This is a genomic window from Luteococcus sp. H101 (assembly GCF_038433155.1).
Lineage (GTDB): Bacteria > Actinomycetota > Actinomycetes > Propionibacteriales > Propionibacteriaceae > Luteococcus.
In genome coordinates, this window is the sequence record NZ_JBCDMW010000007.1 from 77,138 (window position 1) to 93,167 (window position 16,030).

Here is a 16,030-nt window from a genome sequence, read left to right on the forward strand (position 1 = left end):
CTCGCCAGAAATTGTCAGTGCCGTCCGCCATGCTGTGCTCATGGAGATGGCGCTGAGTTTCGGCATGCTGCGGCCGACGCGGACCGACGGTGGCCTCGCGCTAGTCTGGCAGCGGCTCCAGCGGGACCTGGATCCGGACTTCTGGGCCTCCCGGAAGAGCACCTTCCTGGAGCACTGGCTGGCTGAGACCGGTTATCGCGACGCCTTCGAGCGGGCGGCCCGGAAAGAGCCGCCGCCCCACGAGGAGGAGCGGGAGTGGCTGCTGGACGCGCTGCACGAGGACTCCGTGGCCTATCAACGCCTGGTCCGCGACGGCCAGCTCCGCGCCGGAGACGAGCTACGGCCAGCCTGCATCCCGGTGCCCGAGGGCCATCTGCTGGTCCCCGTCGTGATCCACCTGATCCGCGGCTGGTATCCCGTCGATGACGTCGCCGAGTCCTTCCAAGTGCTCGAGGCTTGGGCGGATGATGCCACTCAGGATGACCTGGAGAACGCTCTGGAATCGCTGCCCGCACAGGGTCTCCCGGCGTGCTCGGTACTGGCGCGGCTCCGTGAGGGAGAGCTGCCGCCGGTCAAGCCCGAGCGCACCGGCTCCTCTGAGCCCACCGCGCTGGAGGTCGCCCTGTGGGACACCCTGAAGGAGATCAGCGACGCCCAGCAGCCCAACCCGCAGCAGCCGTCAGATCCGCACCCACGCGCAGCCGTCAGCTGGCAGTATCCCGTCCACGACGGGCTGGGATGAGACCAGCACCTCACCCGCAGGCAGGGGCTCGGGCCCGCCCATGGCCACCACCACTCGAATCCGGTCACCGCGCCGCACCATGATCCCGCCAGCAGCGGTGCGTTCCCAGAGCACCGGATCAGCCCAGGCGAACACGCCCCGGTCGGCCAGCGCGTGTCGCAGGGCAATTGCCTCCCGGACAAGCGCCACCATAGAGCCCGGGGCTCCGCCAACAGCCTCGACGGAGCGTTTGCCCCACCCCTCGGGTTGGGGCAACCACGGCGTCGCGTCGGTCCGCGAGGAGAAGCCATGGCCACCGGCGGGGCCCATGATCCACGGAAGCGGCACCCGGGTGCCGTCTCGGGTCACCCCGCCGCGCTGCCACATGGGGTCCACCCTCTGATGCACCGGCACGTCCACCTCGGGCAACCCCAGCTCCTGCCCCTGATAGATGTAGGCGCCACCGGGCAGGCCGAGGATCGCCAACAGGGCGGCCCGGGCTCGCCGGGCGCCGAGTTCACCGCCGCCGAAGCGGGTGGTGGATCGCACGATGTCGTGGTTCTCCAGCGCCCAGGTGGGGGTCGGGCCGTGCGCCAGACGGGCCTCCTCCAACGCACTGCCCACCCGGACCCAAGCATCGGGATCCCAGCCCAGCGCGATGAACTCGAAGGCGAAGGTCTGGTGCAGCTCGTCCGCCCGGGCATAGCGTGCGGCGCGTTCGGCAGGCAGGTTCACCTCGCCCACCAGGATGCGCGGCGGTTCGTAGCTGTCGGCCAGTCGGCGCCAGCCCCGGTAGATCTCGTGCACCCCCTCCTGGTCGCTGGCCAGTCGGTTGGCCCGCAGGCCGTCCACCACATTGGTGACCTCGTCCAGATCCGGCAGCCCGGGTGCCTTGAGCAGGGCATGGGCCACGTCGATCCGCACTCCGTCGGCTCCATGCTCGAACCAAAAGCGCAGCACCCCGTCGAACATCTCGTGAACCGCCGGATTGTCCCAGTTCCAGTCCGGCTGTTGGGGGGAGAACAGGTGCAGGTACCAGTCCTGGTCCTCGGGGTCCTCCGGGCAAGCCCGGCTCCAAGCCTGTCCGCCGAAGACGCTCTGCCAGTTGTTGGGCGGCGCGTCGTCCTCGGAGCGGTGGAAGTGGAACATCCCCCTCTCCGGGCTCCCGGGCCCGGCCGCCAGCGCCGCCTGAAAGGTGGGGTGCTGGCTGGAACAGTGGTTGGGCACCACGTCCACCAGTACCCGCAGGCCCAGCTCATGGGCCCGCGCCATCATCCGGTCGAAGTCGTGGAGGGTGCCGAACAGCGGGTCCACGCCGCAGTAGTCGGACACGTCGTAACCGAAGTCCACCTGCGGCGACGGCTGGAAGGGGGTGAGCCAGATGCCCTGCACTCCCAAAGAGGCGATGTGGTCCAGTCGCTGCATCAGGCCGCTCAGGTCGCCGATCCCGTCGCCATTTCCGTCGGCGAAGGAGCGCAGGTAGACCTGATACATGACGGCATCGCGCCACCAGTCGACGTCATCCAGGGTGGGGCTCACTTGCCCGCTCCCGAGGTCAGGCCCTCGACGATCCGACGCTGGAAGAGCAGCACCATGATCACCAGCGGGACAGTGACGATCACGCCGGCGGCCATCTGCTCCCCGAAGGGAGCTTGGAATTCGGTGGCGCCGGTGAACTTGGAGATGGCCACGGTTGCAGTCTGCATCTTCGGGTTGTTCACCATGGACAGCGCGATGATGAACTCATTCCACGCGTGGATGAAGGTGAGGATGGCCGTGGTGAAGACACCAGGTGCGGCCAAAGGCAGCAGGATCTGCCGGAAGGCCCGCCACTTGGAGCAGCCGTCGATCAGCGCGGCCTCCTCCAGGTCATACGGAAGTTGCTTCATGAAGGTGGTCAGGTTCCACACCGCCAAGGGGATTGCGAAGGACAGGCTGGGCACGATCATCGCCTGATAGGTGTTGATCCATCCCCACTTGGTGAACAGCTTCAGCAGCGGCACCACGACGGAGATCCCAGGGAACATCGAGGTGGCGATGATCAGGGTCATCACCAGCGACTTTCCGGGGAAGCTCAACCGGGACAGCGCGTAGGCGGCAAAGATGCCCAGCGTGAGCGCCAGCACCGTGGTGGTGCCCGCGACGATCAGACTGTTCAGCAGCGACTGGCCGAACATGGTGCTGGAGGAGAAGACCTTGGTGTAGTTCTCCACCGAGGCGGGGCTGGGCAGCAGCCCGTTCTCGAAGATGTCCTGGGTGCGGCGGAAGCTGGACACGCCCATCCAGTAGAAGGGCGCCAGGCAGTAGACCGCGATCACGGCAAGCCACAGGTAGGCCCACTTGGAGCTCTGGCTGCGCGGCTTCGATGCGGCAGCGGGTGCTGCGGGGGTTGCGACGATACTCACTTGGTGGCCTCCTTGCGGGTGCGACGGGCGGGCTTCTGGTCACCGACGACATCGGCTCCCAGAAGCCGGACGAAGGTGAAGGCCACCAGCGCCACGAACAGGAAGAGCACCACCGAGTAGGCCGAAGCCGTCCCGTACTGCAACTGGTTGGCCTCGTCCCAGGCCAACATGGACAGCGTCTCGACGGACCGCTTGCCGGGCCCGATCAGGACATAGGGCAGGTCGAACATCCGCAGCGCATCGAGCATCCGGAAGAGCACCGCCACCAGTAGCGCCGGCTTGATCAGCGGCAACGTGATGTGGGTCAGCTGCCTCCATCGGCTGGCGCCGTCAATCTTGGCGGCCTCGTAGACCTCCGCGGGGATGATCTGCATTCCGGCCAGGGCCAACAGCCCGATGAACGGCGCCGTCTTCCACACCTCGGCGATGATCACCGCGCATTGGGCGGCGACGCCCTCCGAGGTCCACAGGATGGTGGAGCCGATGAGGTGGTTGGCGATCCCCTGGGACTGGAAGATCCAGCGCCACAGCAGGCCGGAGACCGCGGTGGGGATGGCCCACGGAACCAGGATGCTGGCGCGCAGGAAGGCTCGCCCGCGGAAGGCCCGGTTCATGGACAGGGCCAGGGCGAGCCCCAGCAGGGTCTCCAGGGTGACGGAGACCACGGTGAACATCGTCGTATTGCCCAGGGCATTGAGGAAGCGGGCTCCGGCGTCGCCCTGGAAGAGGCTCAGGTAGTTGGACAGTCCCACGAACTTGTCCCCCTCCACCACGAATCCGCTGTCATCCACGCCGCTGGCCGAGCTGTACAGGGACTGGTGCACGGCGGAGACGAGGGGATAGGCGACGACGAGGAGCAGGACGAGCAGGGTCGGAGAGAGCAGCAGCGCGGCCATCCGCCCCTCCCCGGCGGTGCGCCGGGAATGGGTGGACGACGTCGGAGTCTTGAGGGCCATGGAACTACTTCGCCGCCAGCTCTTCGAGCTTGGACTGCATGTCCTCCAGGGCCTTCTTGGGCTCCTTCTCACCGGTCAGGGCGGCGTAGGCCTCCTGCTGGATCACCTGGGTGGTGGCGCCGTACTGCACCACCTTGGGGCGGGGCTGGGCATTTTCCAGGGACTTCAGCAGGGTGGGGTAGAAGGGACGCTTGGCCACGACGGCCTTGTCCTTCAGCAGCTCGGGGTAGACGGGAGCCCGGGAGGACTTCTCCACCCGCAGCTTGGACTCCTCCTCGCTGGTGAAGAAGGTGATGAAGTCCAGCGCCGTGGCCTTGTTCTTGGTGAAGGCGGAGACGGCGAGGTTGCGGCCGCCCAGCGTCGAGACACCCTGCTTGCCGTCGCCGATGCCCGGGATGGCGCTGATCTCGAACTTGTCCTTCACCTTGCTGGTGCCATCCGTGGCAGTCAGCGACGCGTAGACGAAGGGCCAGTTGCGCATGAAGACCACTTTGCCCTCCTGGAAGGAGCGTCGGCCCTGCTCCTCCAGGTAGGTGATGGCGTCATTGGGCACCAGCTTCTTGGTGAAGGCATCCTTCAGCTGGGTCAGGCCGGCCAGGGCCTCGGGGGTGTTCACGTTCGGCTTGCCTTCGTCGGTGAACAGCTTTCCCCCGGCCGAGGCGACGGCCTCGGTGAAGTTCACTGTCAGCGCCTCGTTCTTGTCGAACTGGCCGGTGTAGCAGGACATCCCCTTGGCCTGGGGCAGCGCCAGGATCTTCTGGCAGGCGGCCTCCATGTCGGCCCAGGTCTTGGGAGCCTCGGCCACTCCGGCGGCCTTCATCAGGTCGCTGCGCTGGTAGAGCAGCGCGCCGTCGGTGTAGTAGGGCGCGGCGAACAGCATGTCGCGGTAGGTGGCCGCCTCGACGGGGCCCTTGAGCATCTTGTCGGTGGGGACGGCGGTCTTGGGCAGCGCTGAAATCCACCGGTTGGCGGCGAACTCGGTGGTCCACACGGTGTCCAGGTTCAGCACACCGAAGGTGTCGGACTTGATCTGGGCGTTCTGGACCATCTGCTGGCGCTGCTGGTCCGCGGAATCGGGCAGCTCGATCCAGGTGACCTTCTCATCGGGGTGGGCCTTGTTCCAGCGGGCGATGCTCTCCTGTGCTGCGCCGGAGGCGTCGCGGGAGGAGACGTAGTTGATCGGCCCGCGGCCGGTGAACTGATCGCTGGAGGCGGCGCTCGGGGCAGCGGTGCCGCCGCCGTTGTCGCCGGAGCAGCCGGCCAGGGCCAGCCCGGAGACCGTCGCCAGGACGGCAAGCGGGGCGAACAGGGACTTGCTTCTCATGGGAACTCCTTTGTTGTGTGAAGCAGTTGTTGGGGTGGTGTGGAACTGGGGGAATGCGGTTGTGGTCAGGTATTTCGGGGTGGGGCGGTGGAGGCGCGCTGGATGATCCGGTGGGTCATCACCCGGGAGGCCAGGTTGCGGGAGCGCAGCAGCTTGGCCACCGCCACCGTGCCCATCTCCCGCAGCGGCTGTCCGACGGTGGACAGTTGGGGGTGAACCTTCAGGGCCGTCGCCGTGTTGTCGAAGCCCAGCACCGAGATGTCCTCCGGCACCCGGAAACCGCGGCGCTGCAGCTCATGGATGACGGCCACCGCCATCTCGTCGCTGTGGGCGAAGATCGCCGTCACGTGCGGGTCACGGGCCAGCAGCTGGGCGACGGCGTCGGCGCCGGAGGCGTAGAAGAAGTCCCCGTGCACCGTGGCGGCCTCCAGACCAGCCTTGGCCAGCGCCTCCTCGCTGCCCAGCAGCCGCGGGCGGGCCACGTGGACCGAGCGGGGGTCTCCAGCAACCACCCCAATGTGCCGGTGCCCCAGCCGCAGTAGGTGCTGGATCCCATCGAAACCGGCCTGCCGGTCGTCGATGGCGATGCTGGGGGTCCCGGAGCCGTCTGAGATGGCCACGGAGATCACGGGGCGGGTGGTGCCCAGAGTGCGCCGCAGCTCGTCCGTGATCACGGCGGAGATCAGCACGATCCCGGCTGCTCGGTAGGCGCGCATGGTGCGCAGGTACTGCTGGCTGAAGGTGGAGCCGAGCCCGGTCCGGCCAAGCATTACGGCGTAACCGTGGTCCCTGGCGGACGCTTCCACCCCCTCCAGGATCTCGAAGGCGAAGGCGTCCGAGACCTTGGGGGCCAAGACGCCGATCAGCTGGGCGTGGGGCGAGCGCAGCCCGCGGGCGAACTGATCGGGTTGGTAGTTCAGATCTGCGATGGCCTGCTCGACGCGCAAACGGGTGTCCTCGGAGAAGCCGTCCATGCCGTTGACCACGCGGGAGACCGTGGCGGGAGACACTCCGGCCTGCAGAGCTACCTCACGGATGTTGGACAAGGTCACCTCGCCTTCGAGCGCCTGAGAGAAATCGTTTTCGCTGGAAGGTTAGGCGCCCCGTTTTCGGAAGCCCAAGCGTTTCCGAAACAGATTGATGGCCTGCTTGGCTGGTCTCCGGACAGAGCTGCCTGTTGGTTGCCTGAGCCGCACCTGCCGGACAAGCGCACATGCACCCCTTCGGGTGGGAGGCTCAGTGCCGCCAAGGAGCTTCGGGGGATGTTCCAACCGCCCCGAACTCGAAGGATTCAGCATGACCGAATACAACCAGGGCACGCCCAACGCCTGGCAGACCCAGCCCGCACAGCAGATGCCGCCTCAGCAGATGCCGATGCAGCAGCCCTACGGTGCCCCGATGATGCAGTACCAGGGCAACGGCATGACCCTCGCGGGCCAGTCCCCGGCGCAGCGCTTCACCTTCACCGGCGATGTCGGCGACTACTTCGTCGTGAGCCTGCTCAGCTACCTGCTGACCGTGTGCACACTGGGGCTGGCGGCGCCGTGGGCGGCTTGCATGGTCTACAAATGGCGCGCCGAGCACACCTACCTGGACGGCCACCAGCTGAAGTTCACCGGCACCGGCGGACAGCTTGCCGGCAAGTGGTTCCTGACGCTGCTGCTGATCATCGTCACCCTGGGCATCTACAGCCTGTGGGTGGTGCCGCGGTTCACCAAGTACCAAATTGAGCACACCACCTTCGCCTGAGAGCCGGGCGCTACACGCCCGTCAGGGCAGCGCGACGCCTGTCCTGCTCTCCAAGGAGGCCACCAGCTCCTCCTGGAAACCCGCGTCGAGGCACACGCCGACGGGTGCGGACGCCACCAGGTGGTGCCAGTAGCCACCCGTCGGCGGCGTGATCCGGTCCAGCGGGGCAGTGGCCAGCCAGCACTGGGTCAGGTGCGCCTCGGCCAGGCTGTCGGGCGCGCCCGGCCCGCCCATCCGGGTGGGCACCCAGCCCGGATCCACCGCGTGGCAGGACATTTCCGGATATCGACGGGCCAGTGTCATCGCCAGGGTTGTGACCAGCAGCTTGCTGGTGCTGTAACTGATGCCGTCCAGCCGGGTGCTGGCCACGCCGCTCCGGTGCATCGACGAGCTCAGGCAGATCCACCGCCTCGGGAGCGGCCCCAGAGTGGTCAACAGATAGGGCGCCAGCACATTCACCGCGGCCAGGTCGGGCCCGTCGTAGACCCCGGCATTGTGGATCGCGGCATCCACCGGCCCGTGGTCACCCAGTTGGCTGGCCAGCCGTCGCACCGCGGACTCGTCGGCCAGATCGGCGTGCAGCACCGCCGCGCACTCCCGCGCCACCGGCAAGCAATCCGAGCGCTCTGGAGAGCGGGCATGCAGCAGCACCTCGTGTCCGTCGGCCACCAACTGCTCGACGGTCTGCAGCCCGACCCCGGACGATGCCCCGGTCACCAGTATCCGCATCTCACTCTCCCTTGGGTTCGCGTGTCTGCTGGTAGGCCAGCAGAGCCGTCATCCGGATCCGACGGTTCCGACCCACCCGCTCATAGGGGATCTCCCCGCGGTCCAGGATCTTGAGCAGGGTCGGGCGGGAGATGCCCAGGATCTGGGCCGCCTGCTGCGGGCTGACCCGTCGCTCGTCCTCCGCGATTGCGGCGCTGGGCCGTGCCTCCGGAACAGGTGGCATCGCCGACAGCCGCGCCGCGGCCGCGCCCTCCTGCTCCTGCTCCGCCAGGGCGGCGCCGAAGAAGCGGTAGGTCCACTCCTGCGCCAGCTGCCGGGTCTCGGCAAAGATGATCGGCACGTGCGGGAAGCGCACCTGACACTCACCCAGCTGGTCGGCCACCTGCGCCGGACGGGCGTGGGTGAGTTTGAAGATGGACGAATAGCGATCCTCCACCACCAGCGCCGCCCGGGGGAGCGACGCGAGTTCGGCCAGCTGATAGCTCAGCTTGCCGCTCAACAGCGAGCTGGTCAGGTCTTCCAGGCTCTTGCGCTCCACCGCCGCCACCAACTGGCCGTCGGTCTGGACGGCGTAGTCACCGGCGCGCAGCGGCGCCTTGCGGGTGGTGGCCTGCTGGCTGCTGAACTTCCACGCATACCGCTCATGGGAGTCGATCAGGATCTCCATCCCGGACTGCCCCGACGCCCGGGCCGCCGGCACCGTGGCCATCGGACGTGCCTGCTTGGCGGTGCGCTGCGTCTGCCAGAAGATCGCCTCCCGGCCGCCGCGGACCCGGGTCATCACGAACTGGGATCGCTTCTCCCGCCCCCGCGCCAGCACCAGGTCGATCGCGGCACCGCGTCGATTGCAGGAAATCACCGGGAGGGTTTCCAGAATCTCCGGGTCCTGTGGCCACGGCGCCGGGTGGCAGTACAGCTTGCCGGTGCGCGGCCAGGTCTCGTTGGTCTTGAGCACCAGCCCGTCGCCCAGCGGCAACCACACCAGGTAGGGCAGCGACGTGTCCTGTTCCGGGTTGCGGGCAATCCGCATCTCCAGCGCCATGCCGTCAGCCTACGGGGTGGCCGATTCTGAAAAACCACCTCCAGAATCCGAGGCTGCGACGGATGCCCGCGTGGCTCCCGCCCTCGGCCCGATTCCTGAGGTCGTTTCCCAGAACTGGGCAACCGACCGGGAATAAATAGATGAAAGTTCAACGTTCTAGCCCACGAAGCCTTCCACGACAGGAGTTTGACCATGAGCAAGACCGCCGCCCGTACCCTTCTTGGTGTCGCCAGCCCCGTGCTGCTGGGCAGTGGCGCCGCCGCCTGGGCCGCCATCACCAAGCAGCTGAAGGACCAGCGCATCCAGGTGCACCCGGACAGCGCCAAGCTGGGCGGCAAGACCGTCGCCGGTCCCATCACCGCCTTCGAGCAGGCCAATGTGGTGGGCGCGCACGCCGAGCACATCGGCGGCGGCAAGACCTTCGCCGAGCTGAGCGACGAGTACATGGCCGCTTCGGCTGCCGGCGACACCGAGAAGGCCGAGGCCCTGGCCGGCCCGCGGGAGATGGTGATGCAGGCCAACTTCGTGCGGTCCTCGCTGTTCACCTCCGTGCTCGCCTACGGGGTCTCCGCCCTGGTGGTGGGGATGGGTGCCCTGACCGGTGCCGTGGCCCTCAGCCTGGGCGACGAGTGACCGCCTGATCCACGGGCAGACGAGCGCCCCTCATCGCGTCGGCGATGAGGGGCGCTTGTGCCGTGCTGGGGTCGTTCAGCGGACGACGACGGAGGCGAGCTCCCCGACGTCGATGGTGCGGCTGGTGCTGCGTTCCATCGGGATCTCTCCCGACTGGCCCAGGGCGCTCCATCGGATGGTCCAGCCGGTGGTGGCGGTGATGGTGCGTTGGCCGGGCTTGAGGTAGGTGTGGCCGCAGTCCGGGGACTTGGCCATCGGCTCGGCGTCGGCCGGTCGAGGGGTGCTGGTGGTGCAGGTGATGGTCTTGCCGTCGCCGAGCGCGATGGTGGTGCCGGAGCTGGCCGCCACCAGCGTGATCCCGATTCCCTGCTGGGTGGTGGAGGCGTCGATGTCATCGGTGGCGTCGGTCCACAACCAGACCGGTTGCCCGACCGCGATCATCTTCCACTCGTTGACATCCGGCTTCGGACCCAGGTGAAGGGTGGGTGCGGGGAGTGAGATGTTGGCGATGGCCTGCTGAACGACGGTCCGGACATCGACGACGGGAGCGGCTGCCCCGCCGCCTGAGCCGGTCTGGGCCTGCGCGATGGAGGGTGGGGAGTCGGTGCCCGTCGCAGCAGCTCGGCCCGTAGCGCCACCGTCTATCATGCCGATCGGCGTGACCATCGTGGCTCTGGCGTGCATCCCGACGCTTAACGGGGTTCCCATGGCGAGAAAGGTCTTCCCGTTCGCGGTCGCGATCCCAGTGGTGCTCAGCATTCCCGGAACGAAAGCCATGTGCGGTATGAACTGGTTCGGCCTCACGAGGGACTGGCCGGGTTGACGAGATGAGCTGTTCCCGACGCCCGCGGACCGTCGTGGGGTCGCGCCACTTTGGCCCGCGGCGGATCTGGTTGCAGGAGAGGCGAAATTTGTCCATCGCCCGTGAGTGCCTCCGGCGGATGGCCTTGTGGCGAGGGACGAACTTCGCCCGGAAGTCGTGATCTTGGTGGACACTCGGGTCGCGCGAACACTCGCTCCAGAGTTCGCTCGCCTGCCACTAAACGTGATATCTGAACTGCTGCAAGTCCCGTTGTCCGCGCACGAAGCACTCGCCACAGGGATGTTCGTATGCACCAAGAATAAGACCAGACATACAGTGCAAGCTGCCTTTACTTGATTGGACACGATTGCACCACCTTGGCCTCACCGACGAATCCTTTGAGCTTGCCGCCGAACCGTTTGAAATAGACCTCTCTGTATGCCAAGACGCCAGGCCCGAGGGATTCTCCCGTGGAGCGCTTTACGACGGTGCCCTGCCGTGCATCGGTGCATACCCGAACGGAGACCAAGCTGCCCGCGCGCGAGGTTCCGATATTCGGTGCAATGGCGGTCAGTCTGGTCGAGTCGCCCTGCTTTGGTGCTTCATCCATGCGGATCGACTCGGCGATGGAGTTCTGCACCGCCTCCAGGAGTGACCCGGTGATGTACTGCTGGATGCTGGCTGGCAGCTTGCCATCGGCGTAGCTGGCGGCCTCGAACCGCGCCAGTTCTGCGTGGTACGCCTTGTAGACACTCACCGCCTCCAGATACAGCGGGTCCTGACTGGGGTCCACGGACGTGCTCGTCGGCGCGATGCTCGTGACGGGCGGGGCGCTGGGGCTCGGGTCGGTGGTCGGCTTCTCGGGCGAGCAGGCCACCATCACGGGCAGCAGCACCAGCAGGCTGACGGTTCTCTTCATCGGGATCTCCGGGTCGGCGGTATTCGTCAATCTGCCAGCGAACCGGGGATGTGCCAACCGTCATAGCGCTGCCTGTGGATAACTATCGGCTGTGGAAAACCGCACCGAAACGGGCACAATCCTCGCCAATACCTGTGGGGTATGGGAATGGGGCATCGGCGTGGGTGGAACCGCCCGTCGCCACCAGCGCCAGGTGAGCGAATTCACATCCGGGGCGACAGTCCCAACAGGGGACGAAGCTCATCCAGCGTCGCCACGGAGTATTCCGCGTCGTCGTCGACGGGTGCTTCGGGGGACTCCAGCATCGCGGCCCGGATGCCGGCCTGGTGTGCCGCGGTGGCATCGATCGGCCGGTCGCCGACGGCCAGACATTCATTGGGGTCCAGGCCGTGCCGCCCCAACAGCACCCGGTACATCGTCGGGTCTGGCTTGCGGGGATACCCGTCAACCGCGGAGACCAGGTCATCCACCCGCAGCCCAAGCCCCTCCAGCAGGGTCAGGGCGCTGGCCCGGTCCCGGTGGGTGACCACCAGGTTCAGCCCGCCGGCCGCGCGGACGTCGTCCAGGAGGGCAGCGGCGCCGGTCATCGCGGGCGGCGGCTGGGTCTTCCACAACTGTTTGAGCTCAGCATTGGCCCGCTCGAAGGCCGCGGGCTCAATCCCGAACCGGGCGGACAACTCGGCGACGGCCACGCCGGTGGAGTGACGCGTCAACCGGGCCACCTCCGTCACCTCGACGGAGCCACCGTGCGCGCTCACCACCGCCGTGAAAGCGGAGTCCAACGCCGGATAGGTGTCCACCAGGGTGCCGCCCAGGTCCCAGAACAGATGCCGGTACATGCGCAAATCCTACGGAAAAGTCTCGGGTCCGTCGGTGGTTGGAGACCGACGGACCCGAGACTGTGTGCCGACGCATCGCCCTTGATCCGTCGAGCTGCCCTTCCCCAAGAAGGGCTTCGTCGGCCACCGCACTCCCATACAACGGCCGTTCGATGGGTTCTACTCTTCACCGCGGGAGGGTCAACCGCAAGGAAAATCGTTCGGTCATCGACGTATTTCAGCGGCGGGTCAGAGACGGCTCCCCAAATGTCCCCCGACGAGGGGACATGACACCATCGGGGAACGCTCACCGTGGCCGGGGAGGCAATGTGGGTTCCGCCGGCCGCGCCCCCTCCGGATTGCGCAGCGCCAAGCGAGCCAAATCCCAGGGCATCAATTTCTTCACGCTCCGCGGGTAGTCCGAGCCATCCGCGGGGACCTCCACCCGCAGGCCGTCCACCCGGACCGGCGCGGACCAACCGGCCTCCACCCAGCCGTCATTGCTGGACTGCCAGCCCCGGTAGGTCACCCACGCCCAGGTGATGGCCGCCTCAACGCGCAGCACCTTCGCCGCGCACTGGGAGCCCGTGGGGTGCTGCTGCTGGGAGGCCAGCTGGGCCACCCGGGCCGACTCCGCCCGCAGCTCTGCCGAGTCCGGGTCCGGAATCCGCGCCGACGTGATCCGGGTTCCCAGCCAGGGGCTCAGGACCCCCGCCAAGGCGGCCAACAGGCCAACCACCACGGCACCCAGCAGCAACTTCCGCATGCCCGCATCCTAGGCAGCGGTGGGGGCGGCCCCGCGACATGATCCCCCACAATTCACCATCGTCCGGCTAGTGTGGTTCGGGTGCCGAGCCATGATGGCTGCCTCACACCCTGGAGAGATCGTGAACCAACAAGAACCACGACGAGCCACGCTGAACGAGCCCACGCGCAAATTCCTGCGGGAGGTGAACTACCCCCACCAGATCCACCCTGCCCTGGTCCCCGGCGTCTCGGTGGCTGACCAGAAGATCAGATATGGCATTGACAAGGCCATTCTCGGCGCCGTCGGCGCGCTGATCATCGGCTTCGTGGCCTGGGGGCTGGCCGCACCGCAGCAGGTCTTCGACGTCTCCAGTGCCGCTCTGGGCTGGGTGATGCGCAATCTGGGCTGGATGTTCAATGTCTTGGCCATTGCCATGGTGCTCTTCCTGCTGGTGATCGCCTTCTCCCGGTTCGGCAAGATCAAGCTCGGGTTGGACGGCGAGGAGCCGGAATATTCAACAGGCTCGTGGGCGGCGATGCTCTTCGGCGCCGGCATCGGGATCGGCATCATCTTCTTCGGCCCCTATGAACCGCTGACCTACTACCTCAGCCCGCGGCCCGGGGCGCAGTACGACGCCAACACGGCGCAGGCCATCAAGGGCGCGGTGGCGCAGTCGGCCCTGCACTGGGGAGTCAACGCCTGGGCCATCTACGCCATCGTCGGGCTGGCGGTGGCCTACGCCTCCTACCGTCGCGGCAAGGTGCCGTTGATGAGCTCGGTGGTCACCTCCCTGTGGAGTGGCCGCACGGACACGCCCGCCGCCCGGGTGATCGACGCCCTGGCCATCATCGCCACCCTGTTCGGGACCGCCGCGTCCCTGGGCATCGGCGCCCTGCAGATCGCTCGCGGCGTCGAGGTGGTCGGTGGTCTCGGCCCGACGGGCAACACCCTGGCGCTGGGCATCATCGGCGTGCTGACCATCGCCACCATCGCGTCGGCGGTCTCCGGTGTCTCCAAGGGAATCCGCTGGCTGAGCAACATCAACATGGTGATGGCGCTGGGTCTGGCGGTGTTCTTCTTCGTCGTCGGTCCGACGGCCTTCCTGATGAACATGGTGCCGGCCGCCATCGTCGAGTACTTCGGGCACCTGCCGGACATGCTGAGCGCCAACATGGCCGAGGGTCCCCAGATGGAGGCCTTCCTGTCCGCCTGGACCACCTTCTACTGGGCCTGGTGGGTGAGCTGGGCGCCCTTCGTCGGTGTCTTCACCGCCAAGATCTCCCGCGGCCGCACCATCCGCCAGTTCGTGCTGGGGGTGCTGCTGATCCCGTCGTCGATCATCGTGCTGGCCTTCGCCATCCTGGGCGGTACCGCCATCTGGCTGCAGCGCCGCGCGCAGGCCGCCGGCGACACGGCGTCGATGATCGCCCCGGACGGCACCGCCGCTTCCCTGCCGCTGCCGGCCGAGATCTTCTACCAGGTGGTAGGGCAGCTGCCCGGTGGCGGGATCGTCTCCGCCCTGGTGATCGTGATGCTGGGCGTCTTCTTCGTCACGACGTCGGACTCCGCCTCCCTGGTGAACTCGCAGTTGTCCCAGCGCGGCAATCCGGAGCCCAACAAGCTGGTGACCACGTTCTTCGCGCTGTGCATGGCCGGGATCGCGGTGGTGATCCTGTTCTTCGGTGGCCAGAATGCGCTGCAGGGGCTGCAGAACCTGGTGGTGGTGACGGCCCTGCCCTTCGCCGTCATCCTGGTGTTGATGGCCGTCGCTCTGGTGAAGCTGCTGCGCAATGATCCGCAGGCCATCCGGGAGACCTACCAGGACTGGGCCATCCAGAAGGCGGTCAAGCATGGCGTCAGCACCTATGGCGACAACTTCGCCCTGGTCGTCGAACCCACCGACGAGGCCGACGAGCGCGCCACCGGCGGCGACTTCGACTCCACCGCGCCCGAGGTCACCGAGTGGTACACCCGCACCGACGAGGATGGCAATCCGGTGGAGTATGACTATGAGAAGGGGGAATACGTCGAGGAGGGGGACGTCCCCGACGAAGTGGTCACCAAGGAGGGCGGCAGCGCATGACCGGGAAGGATGACGAACTGGAGCGGTACGCGGCACAGTGGGCCCAGATTGCCCTGGAGGTCCTCGCGACGCCGTTCCCCTACGCGGCGGCCCACGTCGCCGCCGGTGAGGATGACTGCGACGTCACCCCGTGGGTGCTCCACCCGTCCTTCCACGGCTCGCTGGACTGGCACTCGTCGGCCCACATGCAGTGGTCGCTCGTGACGCTGCTGACCCATGCCGGGGGCCAGCTTGAGGCCGCCGGTCTGGCCGAGCGCGTCGTGGCGACGCTGGAGGAGCGCCTCACGCCGGAGGCCCTCGCCGTCGAGGCCAGTTACCTGCGCAACCATCCCTCGTTCGAGCGCCCCTACGGCTGGGCCTGGGTGAGCCTGCTGGCCGCCGCCCTTGCGGACTGCCCCCATCCGCGGGCCGACTCGTGGGCAACGGCGATCCGCCCGGTCACCGACGTGGTGGCCGAACTCCTGCCGAGCTGGCTGGAGCGCCAGACCCACCCGAACCGCGACGGCGAGCACACCAACTCGGCCTTCTCGCTGTCGATCCTGCACCGGGCCTTCACCGCGCTGGGTCAGGACGACGTCGTGGCCTGCATCATGGCCGGAGCACAGGCCTGGTACGGGGCGGACACGGACCTGGACACCCGGCTGGAGCCGAGCGGCCATGACTTCCTGTCGCCGGCCCTGTCCCAGGCGCAGCTGATGGCCGAGGTGCTGCCGCCGGACCAGCGCGCGGCGGCGGTCTCGCGGCTCCTGCTGGGCATCGGTGAGGGTGCGCATGCGCGTCTGCTGACGGCGCCGGGGGTGGTGGACGGCACCGACGGCAAGCTGGCGCACTTCTACGGTCTGGCCCTGTCCCGCGCCTGGCAACTGCGGGCCATTGCACCCCAGCTGCCGGCCCAGGCCCGTCCGGTGGTCCTGGCCGCGGCCGAGTCGCAGCGCGCCGGGGTGCTCCCCGTCGTGACCGACGGTCACTTCATGGCGACCCACTGGCTGGTGAGCTTTGCGCTGTTGGGGGCCCTGACTCCCGTCGAGTGATCCGCCAGGGGTTACTCAACATCTGTTGACTTTTGATCCGATGGGGTGTTGCCTTGAACTCAACAGCCGT

Annotated in this window: 16 protein-coding genes; 5 read left to right on the top strand and 11 right to left on the bottom strand. The window is 67.4% G+C overall.

The genetic code is table 11. The features are described 5' to 3' along the window. The first annotated feature begins 40 nt into the window (after positions 1 to 40). Positions 41 to 742 carry a hypothetical protein gene (locus AAEX60_RS02030; RefSeq protein WP_342100782.1) on the top strand — a complete coding sequence of 234 codons (702 nt, stop codon included), beginning with the start codon at positions 41 to 43 and terminating at the stop codon, positions 740 to 742. On the opposite strand, the gene AAEX60_RS02035 is transcribed toward AAEX60_RS02030, so the two are convergent. From AAEX60_RS02035 to AAEX60_RS02055, 5 genes are all read right to left on the bottom strand, one after another. After that, the gene (locus tag AAEX60_RS02035; protein WP_342100784.1) at positions 680 to 2,260 is read right to left on the bottom strand and encodes an alpha-amylase family glycosyl hydrolase; all 1,581 of its coding nucleotides are present in this window, start codon (positions 2,258 to 2,260) and stop codon (positions 680 to 682) included. The two genes, AAEX60_RS02030 and AAEX60_RS02035, sit on opposite strands and share 63 nt — an antisense overlap. Next, entirely contained in the window at positions 2,257 to 3,126 is an 870-nt protein-coding gene (locus AAEX60_RS02040) for a carbohydrate ABC transporter permease (protein ID WP_446721231.1), read from the bottom strand. The genes AAEX60_RS02035 and AAEX60_RS02040 overlap by 4 nt, the downstream gene beginning before the upstream one ends. Further along, a complete protein-coding gene (locus AAEX60_RS02045) occupies positions 3,123 to 4,082 on the bottom strand; it encodes a carbohydrate ABC transporter permease (RefSeq protein ID WP_342100786.1) in 960 nt (319 codons plus the stop codon). The genes AAEX60_RS02040 and AAEX60_RS02045 overlap by 4 nt, the downstream gene beginning before the upstream one ends. Positions 4,083 to 4,086: 4 nt before the next feature. Further along, on the bottom strand, positions 4,087 to 5,406 hold the full coding sequence (locus AAEX60_RS02050; RefSeq protein WP_342100788.1) for an ABC transporter substrate-binding protein: 1,320 nt from the start codon (positions 5,404 to 5,406) through the stop codon (positions 4,087 to 4,089). A gap of 65 nt (positions 5,407 to 5,471) precedes the next feature. After that, complete coding sequence (locus tag AAEX60_RS02055) at positions 5,472 to 6,458, bottom strand: LacI family DNA-binding transcriptional regulator (RefSeq protein ID WP_342100791.1); 987 nt, start codon at positions 6,456 to 6,458, stop codon at positions 5,472 to 5,474. 244 nt (positions 6,459 to 6,702) lie between these two features. Here AAEX60_RS02055 and AAEX60_RS02060 point away from each other — a divergent pair, with 244 nt between their 5' ends. Then, positions 6,703 to 7,155, top strand: coding sequence for a DUF898 family protein (locus tag AAEX60_RS02060; RefSeq protein ID WP_342100794.1), 453 nt, complete (start codon positions 6,703 to 6,705; stop codon positions 7,153 to 7,155). A gap of 21 nt (positions 7,156 to 7,176) precedes the next feature. Here AAEX60_RS02060 and AAEX60_RS02065 read toward each other — a convergent pair whose 3' ends face one another. After that, positions 7,177 to 7,884 carry an SDR family NAD(P)-dependent oxidoreductase gene (locus AAEX60_RS02065; RefSeq protein ID WP_342100795.1) on the bottom strand — a complete coding sequence of 236 codons (708 nt, stop codon included), beginning with the start codon at positions 7,882 to 7,884 and terminating at the stop codon, positions 7,177 to 7,179. Position 7,885: 1 nt separating this feature from the next. Further along, on the bottom strand, positions 7,886 to 8,926 hold the full coding sequence (locus AAEX60_RS02070) for an ERCC4 domain-containing protein (protein ID WP_342100797.1): 1,041 nt from the start codon (positions 8,924 to 8,926) through the stop codon (positions 7,886 to 7,888). Between the two features lie 192 nt (positions 8,927 to 9,118). Between AAEX60_RS02070 and AAEX60_RS02075 the strand changes: the two genes are divergently transcribed. Beyond that, on the top strand, positions 9,119 to 9,559 hold the full coding sequence (locus tag AAEX60_RS02075; RefSeq protein WP_342100798.1) for a hypothetical protein: 441 nt from the start codon (positions 9,119 to 9,121) through the stop codon (positions 9,557 to 9,559). A gap of 75 nt (positions 9,560 to 9,634) precedes the next feature. Here the strand turns inward: AAEX60_RS02075 and AAEX60_RS02080 are convergent, their stop codons facing one another. The 4 genes from AAEX60_RS02080 to AAEX60_RS02095 form a co-directional block, all read right to left on the bottom strand. Beyond that, the gene (locus AAEX60_RS02080) at positions 9,635 to 10,267 is read right to left on the bottom strand and encodes a hypothetical protein (RefSeq protein ID WP_342100801.1); all 633 of its coding nucleotides are present in this window, start codon (positions 10,265 to 10,267) and stop codon (positions 9,635 to 9,637) included. 443 nt (positions 10,268 to 10,710) lie between these two features. Beyond that, positions 10,711 to 11,310, bottom strand: coding sequence for a hypothetical protein (locus AAEX60_RS02085; RefSeq protein ID WP_342100802.1), 600 nt, complete (start codon positions 11,308 to 11,310; stop codon positions 10,711 to 10,713). A gap of 173 nt (positions 11,311 to 11,483) precedes the next feature. Next, positions 11,484 to 12,119 carry an HAD-IA family hydrolase gene (locus tag AAEX60_RS02090; protein ID WP_342100803.1) on the bottom strand — a complete coding sequence of 212 codons (636 nt, stop codon included), beginning with the start codon at positions 12,117 to 12,119 and terminating at the stop codon, positions 11,484 to 11,486. Positions 12,120 to 12,405: 286 nt separating this feature from the next. Next, the gene (locus tag AAEX60_RS02095) at positions 12,406 to 12,864 is read right to left on the bottom strand and encodes a hypothetical protein (protein ID WP_342100806.1); all 459 of its coding nucleotides are present in this window, start codon (positions 12,862 to 12,864) and stop codon (positions 12,406 to 12,408) included. Positions 12,865 to 12,985: 121 nt separating this feature from the next. Between AAEX60_RS02095 and AAEX60_RS02100 the strand changes: the two genes are divergently transcribed. Beyond that, the gene (locus tag AAEX60_RS02100) at positions 12,986 to 14,929 is read left to right on the top strand and encodes a BCCT family transporter (protein ID WP_342100807.1); all 1,944 of its coding nucleotides are present in this window, start codon (positions 12,986 to 12,988) and stop codon (positions 14,927 to 14,929) included. Further along, complete coding sequence (locus tag AAEX60_RS02105; RefSeq protein ID WP_342100809.1) at positions 14,926 to 15,960, top strand: DUF2891 family protein; 1,035 nt, start codon at positions 14,926 to 14,928, stop codon at positions 15,958 to 15,960. Before AAEX60_RS02100 ends, AAEX60_RS02105 begins: the two co-directional genes overlap by 4 nt. The last annotated feature ends 70 nt before the right edge of the window (positions 15,961 to 16,030 follow it).

Excerpts from the sequence above, each read along its gene's own strand:
- AAEX60_RS02090 (WP_342100803.1), bottom strand. The coding sequence starts at position 12,119 with ATGTACCGGCATCTGTTCTGGGACCTGGGCGGCACCCTGGTGGACACC.
- AAEX60_RS02030 (WP_342100782.1), top strand. The coding sequence starts at position 41 with ATGGAGATGGCGCTGAGTTTCGGCATGCTGCGGCCGACGCGGACCGAC.
- AAEX60_RS02060 (WP_342100794.1), top strand. The coding sequence starts at position 6,703 with ATGACCGAATACAACCAGGGCACGCCCAACGCCTGGCAGACCCAGCCC.
- AAEX60_RS02050 (WP_342100788.1), bottom strand. The coding sequence starts at position 5,406 with ATGAGAAGCAAGTCCCTGTTCGCCCCGCTTGCCGTCCTGGCGACGGTC.
- AAEX60_RS02045 (WP_342100786.1), bottom strand. The coding sequence starts at position 4,082 with ATGGCCCTCAAGACTCCGACGTCGTCCACCCATTCCCGGCGCACCGCC.
- AAEX60_RS02105 (WP_342100809.1), top strand. The coding sequence starts at position 14,926 with ATGACCGGGAAGGATGACGAACTGGAGCGGTACGCGGCACAGTGGGCC.
- AAEX60_RS02070 (WP_342100797.1), bottom strand. The coding sequence starts at position 8,926 with ATGGCGCTGGAGATGCGGATTGCCCGCAACCCGGAACAGGACACGTCG.
- AAEX60_RS02080 (WP_342100801.1), bottom strand. The coding sequence starts at position 10,267 with ATGGGAACCCCGTTAAGCGTCGGGATGCACGCCAGAGCCACGATGGTC.
- AAEX60_RS02075 (WP_342100798.1), top strand. The coding sequence starts at position 9,119 with ATGAGCAAGACCGCCGCCCGTACCCTTCTTGGTGTCGCCAGCCCCGTG.
- AAEX60_RS02065 (WP_342100795.1), bottom strand. The coding sequence starts at position 7,884 with ATGCGGATACTGGTGACCGGGGCATCGTCCGGGGTCGGGCTGCAGACC.
- AAEX60_RS02095 (WP_342100806.1), bottom strand. The coding sequence starts at position 12,864 with ATGCGGAAGTTGCTGCTGGGTGCCGTGGTGGTTGGCCTGTTGGCCGCC.